Source organism: Rahnella ecdela (genome assembly GCF_019049625.1).
Taxonomy (GTDB): domain Bacteria; phylum Pseudomonadota; class Gammaproteobacteria; order Enterobacterales; family Enterobacteriaceae; genus Rahnella; species Rahnella ecdela.
Window position 1 is genome coordinate 27,323 of record NZ_JAFMOY010000120.1, and the last position, 16,426, is coordinate 43,748.

16 protein-coding genes are annotated in these 16,426 nt (G+C 52.8%); 8 read left to right on the top strand and 8 right to left on the bottom strand.

The window, feature by feature from the left end:
* Positions 1-76: 76 nt before the first annotated feature.
* The 3 genes from J1784_RS08495 to pth all read right to left on the bottom strand — a co-directional run bounded on the left by J1784_RS08495 (position 77) and on the right by pth (position 2,975).
* On the bottom strand, positions 77-1,606 hold the full coding sequence (locus tag J1784_RS08495) for an MASE1 domain-containing sensor histidine kinase (protein WP_217148831.1): 1,530 nt from the start codon (positions 1,604-1,606) through the stop codon (positions 77-79).
* Positions 1,606-2,229, bottom strand: coding sequence for a response regulator transcription factor (locus J1784_RS08500; RefSeq protein WP_217148832.1), 624 nt, complete (start codon positions 2,227-2,229; stop codon positions 1,606-1,608). Before J1784_RS08500 ends, J1784_RS08495 begins: the two co-directional genes overlap by 1 nt.
* 155 nt (positions 2,230-2,384) lie before the next feature.
* Positions 2,385-2,975 (bottom strand): aminoacyl-tRNA hydrolase, encoded by a 591-nt coding sequence (gene pth, locus J1784_RS08505; protein ID WP_037034067.1) that lies wholly within the window; start codon positions 2,973-2,975, stop codon positions 2,385-2,387.
* Between the two features lie 293 nt (positions 2,976-3,268).
* Here pth and ychH point away from each other — a divergent pair, with 293 nt between their 5' ends.
* Positions 3,269-3,547 carry a stress-induced protein YchH gene (gene ychH, locus J1784_RS08510; RefSeq protein WP_217148833.1) on the top strand — a complete coding sequence of 93 codons (279 nt, stop codon included), beginning with the start codon at positions 3,269-3,271 and terminating at the stop codon, positions 3,545-3,547.
* Positions 3,548-3,664: 117 nt separating this feature from the next.
* Here ychH and prs read toward each other — a convergent pair whose 3' ends face one another.
* The 3 genes from prs to lolB all read right to left on the bottom strand — a co-directional run bounded on the left by prs (position 3,665) and on the right by lolB (position 6,263).
* Positions 3,665-4,612 (bottom strand): ribose-phosphate diphosphokinase, encoded by a 948-nt coding sequence (gene prs, locus J1784_RS08515; RefSeq protein WP_013575591.1) that lies wholly within the window; start codon positions 4,610-4,612, stop codon positions 3,665-3,667.
* A 162-nt stretch (positions 4,613-4,774) separates the two neighbouring features.
* A complete protein-coding gene (gene ispE / locus J1784_RS08520) occupies positions 4,775-5,638 on the bottom strand; it encodes a 4-(cytidine 5'-diphospho)-2-C-methyl-D-erythritol kinase (RefSeq protein WP_217148834.1) in 864 nt (287 codons plus the stop codon).
* Between the two features lies 1 nt (position 5,639).
* Positions 5,640-6,263 (bottom strand): lipoprotein insertase outer membrane protein LolB, encoded by a 624-nt coding sequence (gene lolB / locus J1784_RS08525; RefSeq protein ID WP_112288710.1) that lies wholly within the window; start codon positions 6,261-6,263, stop codon positions 5,640-5,642.
* Between the two features lie 262 nt (positions 6,264-6,525).
* On the opposite strand from lolB, the gene hemA reads away from it, so the two are divergent.
* The 6 genes from hemA to kdsA all read left to right on the top strand — a co-directional run bounded on the left by hemA (position 6,526) and on the right by kdsA (position 11,950).
* Complete coding sequence (gene hemA, locus J1784_RS08530) at positions 6,526-7,788, top strand: glutamyl-tRNA reductase (RefSeq protein ID WP_120507651.1); 1,263 nt, start codon at positions 6,526-6,528, stop codon at positions 7,786-7,788.
* A gap of 32 nt (positions 7,789-7,820) precedes the next feature.
* The gene (gene prfA, locus J1784_RS08535) at positions 7,821-8,903 is read left to right on the top strand and encodes a peptide chain release factor 1 (RefSeq protein WP_217148835.1); all 1,083 of its coding nucleotides are present in this window, start codon (positions 7,821-7,823) and stop codon (positions 8,901-8,903) included.
* Positions 8,903-9,736, top strand: coding sequence for a peptide chain release factor N(5)-glutamine methyltransferase (gene prmC, locus J1784_RS08540; protein WP_217148836.1), 834 nt, complete (start codon positions 8,903-8,905; stop codon positions 9,734-9,736). Before prfA ends, prmC begins: the two co-directional genes overlap by 1 nt.
* A 63-nt stretch (positions 9,737-9,799) precedes the next feature.
* Complete coding sequence (locus J1784_RS08545; RefSeq protein ID WP_217148837.1) at positions 9,800-10,189, top strand: SirB2 family protein; 390 nt, start codon at positions 9,800-9,802, stop codon at positions 10,187-10,189.
* A gap of 2 nt (positions 10,190-10,191) precedes the next feature.
* A complete protein-coding gene (gene sirB1, locus J1784_RS08550; RefSeq protein ID WP_217148838.1) occupies positions 10,192-11,001 on the top strand; it encodes an invasion regulator SirB1 in 810 nt (269 codons plus the stop codon).
* A 94-nt stretch (positions 11,002-11,095) separates the two neighbouring features.
* Positions 11,096-11,950, top strand: coding sequence for a 3-deoxy-8-phosphooctulonate synthase (gene kdsA / locus J1784_RS08555; RefSeq protein ID WP_217148839.1), 855 nt, complete (start codon positions 11,096-11,098; stop codon positions 11,948-11,950).
* Positions 11,951-12,000: 50 nt separating this feature from the next.
* On the opposite strand, the gene dauA is transcribed toward kdsA, so the two are convergent.
* Positions 12,001-13,680: a C4-dicarboxylic acid transporter DauA gene (gene dauA / locus J1784_RS08560; RefSeq protein ID WP_217148840.1), complete on the bottom strand. Its 1,680-nt coding sequence runs from the start codon at positions 13,678-13,680 to the stop codon at positions 12,001-12,003.
* 272 nt (positions 13,681-13,952) lie between these two features.
* Between dauA and J1784_RS08565 the strand changes: the two genes are divergently transcribed.
* Complete coding sequence (locus tag J1784_RS08565) at positions 13,953-15,062, top strand: GGDEF domain-containing protein (protein WP_217148841.1); 1,110 nt, start codon at positions 13,953-13,955, stop codon at positions 15,060-15,062.
* A 44-nt stretch (positions 15,063-15,106) separates the two neighbouring features.
* Here the strand turns inward: J1784_RS08565 and J1784_RS08570 are convergent, their stop codons facing one another.
* Positions 15,107-16,426: a cytochrome c gene (locus J1784_RS08570; protein ID WP_217148842.1), complete on the bottom strand. Its 1,320-nt coding sequence runs from the start codon at positions 16,424-16,426 to the stop codon at positions 15,107-15,109.

The window sequence follows — 16,426 nt, forward strand, 5'->3', positions numbered from 1 at the left end:
GTAATGAGGTGAGTGTATGCATGTGTTTTACCGGGGGGATGAGACAAGGTTTTAGATGACTAGGAATTAGTCCTAGTCAGGGGGATGTTGTTTGCAAATCTGTGGGCAACTTAACAGTTATGCGGGTGCCATCCTGCTGATCAACCAGCCATTCACCGCCCAGCGCGCGGACGCGTTCTTCAATGCCACGCAGCCCGAAGCCTTCTTTCACAGGCAAGGTGAAGCCGATACCGTTGTCACTGACTGTCAGCACCAGCATGTTGAGTTGCACAGTCAGGCTGACGCGAACTTCGGTCGCACCGGCATGTTTATTGATGTTGTTGAGCAATTCCTGCACCAGGCGGTACAACGTGAAAATCAGGGTGTCATCGGAAGGTGCGTCGGTCAGGTGGTAATCGAGTTGAAAATCGATCCCCTGTTGCGCGAAGGCAAATTCATCTGCCAGGTGGTGCAGGGCTAACTCGAGCGACATTTCATCCAGTACCGGCGGGCGCAGCTGGCGCAATAACTGCCGGGTGGTGTGATGAATACGCTGTGAAAGCTCGCCAATCTGTCTGGCGGCGGCGTGGGTGGCCGGACCTGGGGGACTGCGATCGACCAGCATCGCTTGTATCTGAATGGCAGTAATATTCTGCCCGATTTCATCGTGCAGCTCGCGGGCGATTTCCTTGCGCACCGCTTCTTCTGTATGCACCAGCCGCTCTGTCAGCTGGCGACGGGTGTGTAATTCCTGCTCCAGCTGTAAACGGTAGCGGTTGAGATGTGATGCCAGTTGCTGCTGACGGCTGATGGCGATCCCCAGCCCGATGCCCAGCAGCGCCTGTGTGGAGAGAAACAGTTCCAGCTCGAGCAAATCGTGAAACGCGCCGCTCATCTGCCGCGTGACTGTGATCATCAGGCTGCCCAGCACCGCTGCCAGCACGCCACCCTGCCAACCGAAGGCGTAAGCCATCACCACGTTAGGCAGAAAGACCAGAATGATCAGCAGCCGTTCTACTTCCGGCGCCAGCGTCATTTGCAGACCGACGGCGAGGGCGAAGAACAGCGAGCACCAGATCAGCAGCGACGTGCGCAGCGGCGGATCGGGGATTTCCTGTGCCAGCAGGTTTTGCAAATGCTGTTGCTTGAGGTATTCATAAATCAGATAGATAAACGGCGTCAGGAGAATGCCGCCGGTGAAGGAGGCCAGCAGCGTCTGGCTCAGCGGAGAATTCAGCCACAGGCCGGGTACTGCCATCTGCAACAGGCTGTTACCGGCCACCGCGCCAAGCAGCAGCAAAAGTCGCTGCCAGTAAAGGGTAAACCGTCGCCAGAAATGCTGCACGAGGGCGGCGGGGATCAGACTGAGCAGCGGTGAAAGCAGGATGACCCAATGCGTCTGTAATTGTTCACTGTGCAGCCAGACGGCAATGCAAAATTCTGATGCCAGCATCACCGGCCAGTAACGGCGCGAAAGCAGGGTCATCAGTGCGAGGCGCAGACCCTGTGGCAGGAGCAGCATCGCCTGCTGACCATTTTGCGTAAGATAGAAACTGATCGACCACAATGCCACCCAGCACAGGCTGTAGAAAATGGCGAGAAACAGCGTCAGGCCAACTCTGCGCATCAGGCGAGAAGGTGGTGCTGTATGGCGAAGTGAACCAGTTCGATGGTGGTGTCGCACTGGAGTTTGCCGAGGATATTGGCGCGGTGAACGTGCACGGTTTTGTGGCTGAGTTCGAGCTGTTCGGCAATCGCCTTCACGCTCAGTCCGTTGACCAGCAGATCGAAAATCTCGCGTTCACGCGGCGTCAGCGCCTGCAAGGCTTTCGGCGTTTGCTGACTCTGGCGAAGCGCCAGCAGGGCATCGGAGCACAGATAACGACCACCGGCGTACACGGTGCGGACCGCCTGCACCAGTTCTTCCGGACCGCAGCGTTTAGTGAGATAGCCACCTGCGCCGGCATCCAGCGCACTTTGCACAAACGCGGTGGTGTCGTAAATGCTCAGAATAATGGCGCGGAAATCCGGTCGCTGCTGGCGCAAACGTGAAAGCAAACTTAACCCGCTTTCATCGGGCATAGCGATATCCATCACTGCTACATCAATATTCATTTTCAGCAGCGACGACCATGCATTCGCCGCCGACGCATACTGGCCGACAATCTGGATATCTGGCTCAAGACCGAGCAGTTGGGCAAAACCGGAACGCACCACAACGTGGTCGTCAATCAAAGCAACGTTAATCATCAGGCGTAACTGAATGTAAATGAGATTCGCATAATGCTCATGAATAGTTGCAGTTGGCAACAGGTAGCGGAGGAATTGCAGGGCAGGTAACGGAATTTGGGTTAGGGAGAGGGAAAAAGGAAAGGGCGCGTTTATCCGCGCCGCTTATACAACTCTTACAGTTCTGCTTTGAAGGTATGCAGACGGCGCATGGTTTTTTCCAGGCCTTCTTTCATCAGTAATTCGGTACAGCGCAGGGATTCATCAATGGCATCGTCAATCAGCTTTTGTTCACTGGCTGGCGGCTTGCCGAGTACAAATCCCACGACTTTGCTTTTATCGCCCGGATGACCGATACCGATGCGCAGTCGGTAGAAGTTCGGGTTGTTACCGAACTTGCTCTGAATGTCTTTCAGCCCGTTATGGCCGCCGTTACCGCCGCCCAGTTTGATTTTCGCCATACCCGGCGGGATATCCAGCTCATCGTGCGCGACCAGTATTTCATCCGGTTCGATGCGGTAGAACTGCGCCATCGCCAGAACCGCTTTACCACTCAGGTTCATAAAGGTGGTCGGCACCAGCAGACGGACGTCCTGACCGGCCAGTGACAGGCGGGCGGTGTATCCAAAAAACTTACTTTCTTCTTTCAGTTGCTGGTTGTGCTGGCGGGCGAGAAGATCAACATACCAGGCGCCTGCGTTATGGCGGGTCTGGGCGTATTCTGCGCCGGGATTGGCCAGGCCAACGATCAATTTAATGCTGCTCACGATTTTCGCTTCTTTATCCGGTGAGGTTTAGCGGGGTAGTTTACCTGTCGCGTTTCACTGTGCCAAACATCACTAAAAATAATTCGGGCCAGTTACGCAGAATATTGAATAGTTCATCAGGCTGACTATTAACCTTTCGAACCTATATGTCTGGAAAACGTAAAGATTTGTCGTTCAATGTTCTCTGTCTGTGATCGCTACCGCAAAGTGAACCGGATGGGACGTCTATAGTTAAAGGCAAGAAAAGACAAGACAGCAATGATGCTAAGACTATCGACAACTGGAGGTGACATATGAAACGTAAAACCGCACGCATGATCGGCAATGGTCTGATGGGACTCGGTTTACTTACAATGGTCGGTGGTGTTGGGTATTCCATCCTTAATCAGATGCCTGAACTCGGATTACCGCAATTCCTGGCGCATGGCGCGATTGGCAGTATTTTTGTCGGTGCCATTTTATGGGTAGCGGGTGCGAGAGTCGGCGGACATGAACGTGTCGCAGACCGTTACTGGTGGGTACGCCACTTCGATTCCCGCTGCACGAACGGCAAATCACACCGTCATTCCTGAGAGTTGTAAGGCATAAAAAAAACCGTTGTCGCTCACGCGATAACGGTTTTTGCATTTCTGTTTCTGACAAAAGCCTTCAGGCAAAACAAAACGCCCCTGAAAACAGGGGCGTGATGATTAATGCTCGAACATCGCAGAAATGGATTCTTCATTGCTGATGCGGCGGATTGCCTCAGCCAGCATGCCTGACAGGGTCAGGGTACGCACTTTTTTCAGTGCGCGGATTTCTGCGGACAACGGAATGGTGTCACACACAATCACTTCGTCGATGACGGAGTTTTTGATGTTTTCCACAGCATTGCCGGAGAAAATCGGGTGGGTAGCGTAAGCGAATACACGTTTAGCACCGCGTTCTTTCAGTGCTTCAGCGGCTTTACACAGAGTACCACCGGTGTCGATCATATCATCGACCAGTACGCAGTCACGGCCAGCAACATCACCGATAATGTGCATCACCTGAGAAACGTTTGCGCGTGGACGACGTTTATCAATGATAGCCATGTCGGTATCGTTCAGCAGTTTTGCCACAGCACGGGCACGGACAACACCACCGATATCCGGAGAAACCACAATCGGGTTTTCCAGATTCTGTTGCAGCATGTCTTCGAGCAGAATAGGGCTGCCGAATACGTTGTCTACCGGAACATCGAAGAAGCCCTGAATCTGCTCTGCATGCAGGTCTACAGTCAGAACACGGTCAACGCCGACGCTGGACAGGAAGTCAGCAACAACTTTAGCGGTGATTGGCACACGGGCAGAACGCACCCGGCGATCCTGACGTGCATAGCCGAAGTAAGGAATAACGGCTGTGATACGACCAGCGGAGGCGCGGCGTAAGGCATCAACCATTACGACCAGTTCCATCAGGTTATCGTTAGTAGGCGCGCAGGTGGACTGGATAATGAAAATATCTCCGCCACGTACATTTTCGTTAATTTGCACGCTTACTTCACCGTCGCTGAAACGACTGACGGCGGCGTCACCAAGGCTGGTGTATAAACGGTTGGCAATACGTTGTGCTAGTTCCGGGGTGGCGTTACCAGCAAAAAGCTTCATATCAGGCACGAGAAGAACCTCAGGCTTGCGTCCAGGGAAGACATTGGCTTTTGGCACCACCGGGCGGTGAGCGGTACCAAAGCATTATGCTCACGATACTTCTAAATCTTACTACTTAAATCTGTTGAATAATTGGCTGGCAAAGAACAGACACAAGACTGCTGTGACTCTCTACGCTTTGCCCGCAGTTCTCAACCAGATTTCGCGAAAACGGTGCAACGGCGAGATATTAACACCTTGCGCGACAAAACCCCGACTCCACGATGGCATTTTGTCCAAAACCTGACGGGCAGCAACTTCGGTGTCGAATTCTGCAAACACACAAGCGCCTGTCCCGGTCAGTCGCGACGGCGCGTATTCTAACAGCCAAGAAAGTAGCTGTTCAACCTCGTAAAAACGTTTTCTCGCAATCGGTTCGCAATCATTTGCGTAAGGCGTGTCCAAAAGCACATTAACAGGGCGTTTTGGTGTATTTCTGGTCAGTTGCGGATCGCCGAAAATCACCGGCGTCGGAATGCTGACGCCGGGATGCGCGATCAGATACCATTTTTCTGCCGGTTCGACGGGTTGCAAAATCTCGCCGATGCCTTCGGCAAAAGCGGCATGACCCATTACAAACACCGGCACATCCGCGCCGAGAGTCACACCAAGTTGCGCCAGCTCGGTATCGGAAAGTCCGCAATTCCAGATTGCATTCAGCGCCACCAGCACGGTCGCCGCGTTAGAAGAACCGCCGCCAAGACCGCCACCCATAGGAATACGTTTTTGCAGTGCAATGTCTGCGCCCTGAGACGTTACCGCATGCTGCTGCAACAGACGCGCGGCGCGCACCACCAGATTATCTTTGTCAGCCACACCCTCAACCGGCGTGGTCAGCACGATGGCACCGTCGTCACGGGCGTTAAAACTCAAACTGTCCCCGTAATCGACAAACTGAAACAGCGTCTGCAAATCATGGTAGCCATTCGGACGCTGGCCAGTGATATAAAGAAACAAATTGAGTTTAGCCGGAGAAGGCCACAATTGCTGTGTCATCTCAGTTTAGCGTCCAGTTATCCATTTTCAGCTTGATACGCTGTTCGCCCTGAGTCATTTCCAGACGCTGCGGCAGGGAAGGTTTGGCGTCATCATCATAGCTCTGATAGACCACGGTGCCCGCTTTGCCGTTCTGCGTGAATTTAACCTGAGACAGACGGTACTGGCTGTCGAGTGTGAAATCGGTGCCGTCACCCGGCAGGCCCAACATCCACAGACGCAGATTCGCCAGCGGAATCGACATGCCGGTCAGCTTCTGGATCATGTCATCAGGATTGTCACTGGTGTAATGCTTGCCTTCATTATTGGTCAGCTGCGCGATACCGCTTTGAACTTTAAGCTCCATTTCCGTGCTGCCCAGCGGATTGGTCAGCAGTAAACGATAGCTGTCCGGAGAATATTGTTGCCAGAAGAAGCGGGCATAGACTTTCTGTTTATCGGAAAGATACGCGAAAGAGCCGCGGGTCTGATAATGCTCAAGCTGTTTAACCTGAGCTTCATGTTCACGCCATTGCGGGGACGTCGGGCTGGTCGCCGGGCCTTTCGGCGCATTAATCGAACAGGCGGCAAGAACTAAGCTTGCAAGAGGAAGAAGGCGAACAAAGTGTGCTTTACGCATTGGCATAACAGATAAAATCCTTTGTGCTTTGGCGAAATGGGATGCCAGGGCAAATGTGGCGTGCGTCAGTTTAGCACAGCCGAAGCGCGGGATGATCTCAACCCTGCACAGATGATCGGCGATCAATCCGTTTTGGGACAATGCTGATTTGTAATTGGATTTAACCGATGGTGCTGTTCGCCTTTTATTGATCTCGCGCATCTTGTAGAATGCGCAGCAGACGTAAACCCATACTATTATAAAGTATAAGCCGATAACCGCTCCCGATATGACCCTGCTTGCATTAGGTATCAACCACAAAACAGCCCCGGTGTCTCTGCGTGAACGGGTAACATTTTCACCCGAGACGCTGAATCAGGCGCTTTCCAGTCTTCTCCAGCAACCGCTGGTGCAGAGCGGAGTCGTGTTGTCTACCTGTAACCGCACTGAGCTCTATCTCAGCGTTGAACAGCAGGAAAATCTGCAGGAACAGCTGGTGAAGTGGTTATGCGATTATCATCATCTCAGTGAAGATGAAGTGCGCAAAAGCTTGTACTGGCACCACGATAATGAAGCCGTCAGCCATCTGATGCGCGTCGCCAGCGGGCTGGACTCACTGGTGCTCGGCGAGCCGCAAATTCTCGGGCAGGTAAAAAAAGCCTTCGCGGAATCGCAAAATGGTCAGGCCGTTTCCGGTGAACTGGAGCGTCTGTTCCAGAAATCCTTCTCCGTTGCCAAGCGTGTCCGTACTGAAACGGATATCGGTGCCAGCGCTGTTTCTGTAGCGTTTGCCGCCTGTACGCTGGCGCGTCAGATTTTTGAATCCCTTTCTGATGTAAACGTGTTGCTGGTCGGTGCGGGTGAAACCATTGAACTTGTCGCGCGTCATCTTCATCAGCATAACGTGCGTCACATGATGATTGCCAACCGTACGCGTGAACGGGCGCAGGCGCTGGCAACGGAAGTGAACGCCGAAGTCATCAGCCTGCAGGATATCGATTCCCGTCTGGCGGAAGCTGACATTATTATCAGTTCCACCGCCAGTCCGCTGCCGATTATCGGTAAAGGCATGGTGGAGCGCGCGTTAAAAGCCCGCCGTAATCAGCCGATGCTGATGGTGGATATTGCCGTTCCGCGTGATATCGAACCGGAAGTGGGCAAACTGGCTAACGCCTATCTGTACAGCGTCGATGACCTGCACAGCATCATTCAAAACAACCTTGCACAACGCAAAGCGGCGGCCATTCAGGCCGAAACGATCGTTGAGCAGGAGAGTTCGAACTTCATGGCCTGGCTGCGTTCGCAGGGAGCCGTTGAAATTATTCGTGATTATCGCTCACGTGCTGATATTATTCGCGCCGACGCACAAGCAAAAGCTCTTGCCGCCATAGCGCAGGGCGCTGACGTCGAAGCGGTGATCCATGAATTAGCCCACAAATTGACAAACCGCCTTATTCACGCGCCAACCCGTTCTCTGCAACAGGCAGCCAGCGACGGTGATGTGGAGCGTTTGCAAATTTTACGCGACAGCCTCGGGCTGGGTCAGCAATAGTTCTCCTTTTCTCACAGGGTTAAACACCACGCATGAAGCCTTCTATTGTTGCCAAACTGGAAGCGTTACAAGAGCGCCACGAAGAAGTGCAGGCGATGCTCGGCGATGCCAGCGTTATTGCCGACCAGGATAAATTCCGCAGTCTTTCCCGCGAATACTCACAGTTAACTGCAGTTTCTGAATGTTTTCTGGCCTGGCGTCAGGCGCAGGAAGATTTAGAAACCGCTGAAATGATGCTTGATGATCCAGAGATTCGCGAAATGGCGCAGGATGAGATCAAAGAGTGCAAAACGAATATCGAAGAACTCGAAGAAAAATTACAGCTTCTGTTACTGCCAAAAGATCCGGACGATGAACGCGGGTGTTTCCTCGAAATTCGTGCAGGAACCGGTGGTGATGAAGCGGCTATTTTTGCTGGTGATTTATTCCGTATGTACAGCCGTTACGCCGAAATGCGCCGCTGGCGTGTGGAAATCGTGAGTGCCAACGAAGGCGAACACGGCGGCTATAAAGAAGTGATCGCCAAAGTAAGCGGCGAAGGTGCGTACGGTCAGTTCAAATTTGAGTCAGGCGGCCACCGCGTTCAGCGTGTACCGGAAACTGAATCTCAGGGGCGTATTCATACCTCGGCCTGTACCGTCGCCGTAATGCCGGAAATTCCTGAAGCCGAATTGCCGGAAATTAACGCCGGTGATTTGCGCATTGATACGTTCCGTTCTTCCGGGGCGGGCGGTCAGCACGTTAACACCACCGATTCCGCTATCCGTATCACCCATATTCCAACCGGTATAGTGGTGGAATGTCAGGACGAACGTTCTCAGCACAAAAACAAAGCCAAGGCGATGTCGGTGCTGGGCGCGCGTATCCGGGCTGCGGAAGTGGCAAAACGTCAGGCAGAAGAAGCCTCGACGCGCCGTAACCTGCTCGGCACCGGTGACCGTTCAGACCGTAACCGCACCTACAACTTCCCGCAGGGTCGCGTGACCGATCACCGTATCAACCTGACCATTTACCGTCTGGATGAAGTGATGGAAGGTAAACTGGACGCGCTGATCCAGCCGATCGTGCAGGAATATCAGGCCGATCAGCTTGCCGCGCTTTCAGAGCAGGACTGATGGATTTTCAGTCCTGGCTGCGTGACGCCAGCCTTCGTCTTTTTGCGGGTGAAAGCCCGAAACGTGATGCTGAAATTCTGCTCGGCTTTGTGACTGGTCGGGCAAGAACGTACATCATGGCTTTTGGCGAAACGCAACTTACCGCTGAACAACTTCAACAGCTCGAAACCCTGCTGGCGCGACGTGAGCAGGGTGAGCCGGTGGCGTATCTGACCGGAGAACGCGAATTCTGGTCGTTGCCACTGTCTGTTTCTCCCGCCACATTAATTCCGCGTCCTGATACCGAATGTCTGGTTGAACAGGCGCTGGAACGTCTGCCGTCAGAACCCGTCAGTATTCTCGATTTAGGTACCGGTACCGGTGCTATTGCGCTGGCGTTAGCCAGTGAACGACCTGACTGTCAGGTCATCGGGATTGATCTGCAACCCGATGCCGTCTGCCTCGCGAAACACAATGCACAAAAGCTGAATATCCCGAATGCTCAGTTTTTGCAGGGCAGCTGGTTTACGCCGGTCGCAGGAGAACGCTTCGCGCTGATTGCCAGCAATCCCCCTTATATTGATGCCACGGACACGCATCTTTTTGAGGGAGATGTGCGTTTTGAACCCGCCAGCGCGCTGGTGGCAGATAATGCCGGTCTGGCTGATCTCGCGCATATCATTGCCGCTGCACCCGCGTATCTTTTAGAGGGCGGCTGGTTATTGCTTGAGCATGGCTGGCAGCAGGCTGCGGATGTGCAAAAACTTTTCAGTGATGCCGGTTACCGGCAGGTCGCGACGGTGAAAGATTACGGCGGCAACGATCGCGTCAGTCTCGGGCAATGGCAACCGTAACGAATAATCATCCGCTTCTAAAACATCACTCATTAAGACCTCAAAAAGAAAGGAAAACAGACAATGGCGTATGTCTGGATTAAAAATCTGCATTTGCTGACAATCACGCTGAGCATTGCGCTGTTTGTCTTACGATTTTTTTGGAAATGGGCGGGTTCTGCTATGATGCAGAAACGCTGGGTGAAGGTGGTTCCACATATTGTGGATACTTTGCTGCTATTAAGTGGTATTTCGCTTATCTTCATCACACACTTTTATCCGTTCAGCCCACAGGGAACCTGGCTGACCGAAAAGATTTTTGGCGTTATTATCTATATTGCGTTGGGTTTTGTAGCCCTGAGCAAGCGACCAGTGAGTCAGAAAACCCGCTGGCTGGCCTTTATCCTGGCGCTTGCTTGCCTGTATGTGATTCTTAAACTGGCGCTGACGAAAATACCGCTGCTAATGGGATAACTATGAGTACCCTTGCTGATTTTGAATTTAACACCACCCGGCTCAGTGCCGGGGTGATCAAAGTAACAGAATCCGTGCGTTTTGATTTCAATGCGGACGAAGTTCGCCACCAGCTGCAATTGCTGGTCGATGAAGCGCGCAGCATCGTTCCTGTCGATCTTGATCAGGATCAGCAGCTCGAAGTGTTGATTGAACTGTTTTATCGTACCTGGGGTTTTGGGGGCGCAGGTGGGGTTTATCGCCTGTCGGACGCCATCTGGATCGACAAAGTATTGTCATCTCGCCAGGGCACGCCGGTTTCGCTGGGAGTGATTTTCCTGCATATTGCGCATGAACTGGATCTGCCGCTGATGCCGGTGATTTTCCCTACACAGCTTATCATGCGCGCCGACTGGCTCGATGAAGAGATGTGGCTGCTCAATCCAATCAACGGCGACACGCTCAATGAACACATGCTGAATGTGTGGCTGAAGGGCAACCTTGGCGTGACGGCAGTGATCGAAGATGATGATCTCGAGGAAGCGGAAAACACGCTGATCGTGCGTAAAATGCTCGATACCCTGAAAGCTGCGCTGATGGAAGAAAAACAGTTTGAACTCGCTCTGCGCGCCAGTGAAACGGTTTTGCAGTTCGACCCGGAAGATCCGTATGAAATCCGTGACCGCGGGCTGATTTACGCCCAGCTGGAATGTGACCATGTGGCGATCAACGATCTGAACTATTTCGTTGAACAGTGCCCGGAAGACCCGATTTCAGAAGTGATTAAAGTGCAGATCCACTCGATTGAGCACAAGCAAGTGACGCTCCATTAATTTATCATTACCTCTCGTTCCATCTGAATAATGTTGATAAAACAGCCGGTTGCGGCACATTCAGGTGAAGGATTTTTTACTAAAAGGCCAAAGTATGAAACATAAAGTGGTTAGCATTCAGGACATCAAAGTCGCCAACGATCTGCCGTTTGTTTTGTTCGGCGGGATGAACGTGCTGGAATCTCGCGAGATGGCGATGCGCGTTTGTGAGCATTACGTCACCGTGACCCAGAAACTCGGTATTCCTTACGTGTTCAAAGCGTCTTTCGATAAAGCGAACCGCTCATCCATTCATTCTTACCGCGGTCCGGGCCTGGATGAAGGCATGAAAATCTTCCAGGAACTGAAAAAAGCTTTCGGTGTAAAAATCATCACCGACGTGCATGAATCCTGGCAGGCACAGCCTGTTTCAGAAGTGGTTGACGTGATCCAGCTGCCTGCATTCCTGGCACGCCAGACTGATCTGGTGGAAGCCATGGCGAAAACCGGTGCTGTCATTAACGTGAAAAAACCACAATTCGTCAGCCCTGGCCAGATGGGAAACATCGTTGATAAATTCAAAGAAGGTGGCAACGATCAGGTTATTCTGTGCGATCGCGGCAGCAACTTCGGTTATGACAACCTGGTTGTCGACATGCTGGGCATGAACGTGATGATTAACGCCACTGGCGGTCATCCGGTCATCTTCGACGTGACTCACGCACTGCAAACCCGTGACCCGTTTGGCGCAGCTTCCGGCGGCCGTCGTGCACAGGTTGCTGAACTGGCTCGTGCCGGTATGGCGGTCGGTATTGCAGGTCTGTTCATCGAAGCGCACGAAGATCCGGCTCACGCGAAATGCGACGGTCCTTCTGCATTGCCGCTGGACAAACTGGAACCCTTCCTGGTGCAGATGAAAGCTATCGACGATCTGGTGAAAAGCTTCCCGGCGCTCGATACCAGCAAATAATCTGTCTCAGTCAGATAAAACAAAGGCGACCTTCGGGTCGCCTTTTTCGTTTAGTGATGGCTTTGCAAAGCATCTTGCAGAGAACTATAAAAACTCAGTTTTCCTTTCACCGGATGCATTCTGGCCCGGGCCATCGTTTTCAGTGGCTGGAAGGGGATTTCTGCAATACGCAGTTCCATGTCGTCCGGTAAGGCGTCGATATAGTGCTGCAAGGCGTTAACGCCGCCAGCATCCAGTACGGCCACGCGATCCCACAGCAACACAATCACTTTTTTACCGGAACTGCGCACCTGTAATTCACTGAAAAGACGTTCAGCCGCCGCGAAGAACAGCGGGCCATTAACGCGCAGAACCAGCATGTCATCCGCCGTTTCACCGGAAACTTCCGTCAGCCGCGTCAGTTTCGCTATCCGTCGCATAAACAGCAAGGATGCCATCACGATACCGGCGGTAATGGCAATCACCATATCAAACAGCACTGTCAGGCTCATGCAGGTCAGCATCACCAGGATGTCGTCTTTCGGCGCACGACGCAGAATATCCACGACTTTATGCGCTTCGCTCATATTCCACGCCACCATCAGTAGTAGCGCGGCCATTGCCGCCAGCGGCAACCATGAAAGCAACGGCGCGAGGATCAGCAGGGCGAGGATCACCAGCAGCGAGTGGATGACCGCCGATACCGGCGATGTTGCACCTGCGCGGACGTTAGCAGCGGAACGGGCAATCGCCGCGGTAGCGGTAATGCCACCAAAGAACGGGCTGACCATATTGCCAATACCCTGACCGATCAGCTCATTGTCCGAGTGGTGTTTCTTGCCGGTCATGCCATCAAGCACGACGGCGCACAGCAACGACTCAATCGCGCCCAGCATTGCCATGGAGAATGCGGCGGGGAGCAGCGCCTGCACCAGCGCCCAGCTCAGACCACTGCCGTCGGGCTGAGTCCAGGGCAGTGCGAACTGCGGCAAAATAGGCGGAATGCCGTTGCCCTGTGAACCGTCCGGTAACAGGAAATGAAAACGTGAACCGATGGTCGCAACCTGATGTCCGGCCTGCATGAAAATGGCCATGACCGCACAACCGGCCAGCAGAGCAGGAAGATGGCCAGGAACGCGTAATCCCAGTTTTGGCCAGAAGATTAAAACCCCGAGCGTCACAATACCAATCGCCGCATCACCGATATCAAGCGTCGGTAATGCCATCACCAGCGCAGCCACTTTACTCAGATAATGTTCAGGCACCCTTGCCATCGACAGACCGAAAAAATCTTTGAACTGCATCGTCCCGATAGTAATCGCAATACCGGAGGTAAAACCGAGCGTGACCGGCAGCGGAATGTATTCAATCAGTCTGCCAAAACGTGCCAGCCCCATCAGCAGCAACATAAAGCCGGACATTAGTGTCGCCAGCAGCAGGCCTGATAAACCGAACTGCTGCGATACCGGGTAGAGAATCACCACAAAGGCTGCGGTCGGGCCGGAAACGCTAAAGCGAGAGCCGCCGAAAATAGCGATAATAATCCCGGCAACCGCCGAGGTATAAAGCCCGTACTGCGGCGGAACACCGCTTCCAATGGCCAGCGCCATCGCGAGAGGGATAGCGATAATCCCGACGGTTACGCCGGCAATAGCATCTTTAAGTAAACGCTGAAGGGTATATTTTTCACGAAAACAGGCGTCGGTCAGAGCGCTGAACAGTCTGATACGGCGACTTCCTGATATATTCATAGGACGTAAACCACCTGGTGAGAAGAATTGATAATAACCCGGTGTTCCGTCACCGGAAATGTCATAGCCTACGCTTGTCTGACTCAGGTTGTGTAGACATAAATCAAGACGGGTTAACACTTTACGGCATAGTCTGCGTTTTATTGTAATGGGTGGCAATGTGATGTGCCGCCGGTTATTTCATATACGGATACGATGAAGGCATTCATCAACTATATTTAAGTTAATGCCCGTAAATCGACAGGGAATAGCGTGAGAGGACGCATTTATCTATGCCGGATATATTTTCGCTGACCAGCCTGTATGCGGATATTTGTGTTACGTACGCCACGCTTTCCATCAGCTTTTTTGTCCTCAGCCGCAGTGAACCTTTCACCTTTAAAGGATTGCACTGGAAACGGGTGGCATTCGGACTGGTTGCGGGGATGACGGCGCTGTATCTGCGGGGCAACCAGCTGGCGCTGACTGACAGCCTATCTTTCAGTTTTGAAATGTTGCCGATGATACTGGTGACTTTTTTTGGCGGCTGGCTCAGCGGGTTATGCAGTTATGTCGTGGCATTTTTCTTCAGCGGAATGTTCACGCTCAATAATTTATTTATCGCGATAATCCTCGGTACTCTGTTTTTGTTCCGTGTCTGGCAACGCCGTAAACACCGGGAACTTTACATTACCATTGTGCTGGTCGGTATTTTCCGTCTGGCGCTGGTTTCAGGATTGCATGGCATTCGGGTGCCGTGGACGGAGCTGATTTTTTATCAGGTCATTGCCGCATTATGTATGATCCTCTGTTATCACGCGCTGAATTATAAAGAAATCTACATGAGCAAAGTGTTCACCATTCGCGTGAAGGCGGCGACTGATGAACTGACGCAAATTAATAACCGGGCCAGCATTGATTACTGGCTGGCGCAGCGGCAAATACAGCGGGAAGCCTGCGGTTTAATTCTGCTTGATATCGATAACTTTAAACGGGTGAATGATACTCTCGGGCATCTGGCCGGTGACCGGGTATTAATTGAAATAGGACGTTTACTACGTCATCTGACGCGCAATGAAGACTTCGCCGGTCGCTATGGCGGCGAGGAATTTTTGATCATGACGTCGGCGTATGATCCCACGACGCTGCTGGCGATTGCGGAACGCATCCGCCATGAAGTCGAAGACTGTGTGATTATTCTGGAAGATGGCCGGGAACTTAAAGTGACGGTGTCACTGGGGGTTTCGCTGTATTTACCAGGAATGATTATCCGTAAGTCGCTGAAACTGGCAGATTTGTCTTTATATGAGGCGAAGCGAGAGGGTAAAAACCGCGTGGTGGCCAGCTCGATTCTGACACTCGCCACGCTCGGCGCCAGACGGCATCATTCCCACAGAATGTAAAAAGGAGCCTCTGCGGCTCCTTTTGTCTGTTGCACGACAACAAATTACTTCTGAGTGCCTTCTTCGATTTTCGGCGGATATGTCAGGTCAGCCGCTTTACGCATTTTTGCCACGTCTTTGGCGGTGACGGTTGCCGCTGCCGGATTACCGAACTGCGTGCTGACATAATTACTCAGCGTCGCAATCTGCTCGTCATTGAGCTGATTAGCAAACGACGGCATCATGATTTCGCCTTTATCCATATGACGCTGTACGCCGTTAAGGATCACCGAAACCTGATTACGGCTGTCGTAAGAACCGATGCTGGTGTGGCTGAACAGCGACGGATACGCATGGAATCCTTCGCCGCTGCCTTCACCGCCTTTTCCGTGACAGGCGGCGCAGCTGGCATTAAACAGCGCAGCGGCAGACTGGTCGATTGTCTGACCTGCGGCGCGCAGCGGATAAACGTCCTGATTTTTCTGGCCCCATTGATCACGGGGTTTGGTTTGTTTGTCATCACCGACTGCCGGAACCGAGCGGATATATGTGGCTATCGCATTCAGGTCGCTGTCTGACAGATGTTGCAAACTGTGCTCGATGGCTTCCGACATTGCCCCGGAAGCCGACGCTTTGCCCGGCACGAAACCGGTTTTCAGGTAAGTCACCAGATCCTGCTGCGACCAGGTGCCGATCCCGGCATTTTTATCCGGCGTAATGTTAAACGCTACCCAAGAACCTAAATCGCCGCCGGAAAACGCTTTGTCGGTATCCATGCCCATCGTCAGCGTGCGCGGTGTATGGCAGGTGCCACAGTGTTCCAGCGCATCTACCAGATAGGCGCCACGGTTCCAGTCCGCTGATTTGGACGGATCGTTTTTCAGCTCGCCTTTGTCGAAGTTAAACATTTTCCACACGCGCATGCCCCAGCGCTGATTAAACGGGAAAGACAGATCCGTTTCCGGCCCGGCGGAATGCACCGCAGGCTGCGACATCAGATAGGCTTTGATCGCCAGAACGTCTTCGCGTTTCATTTTGGTGAAAGAGTCGTAAGGCATCGCCGGATACAGCTGCTGTCCGTCTTTACCGACACCTTCACGCACCGCGCGCACGAATTCATCATCACTCCAGCTGCCGATACCAAATTCCTTGTCAGAAGAAATATTGGTGCCGTAAATCACGCCGAAAGGAGAGGCCAGCGGATAGCCGCCGCCGAATTTCGCGGTTTTATCTGCCCCCGGTGCGGTGTGGCAGGCCGTGCAGTCACCGGCGATTGCCAGATATTCTCCGCGTTTAATCATGTCCGCGTTGCCTGCTGCATCATCAGCCCAGGCGCTGACCGCTGCCATTAACGGCAGTGCCGCCAGCACGAATTTCATTTTCAT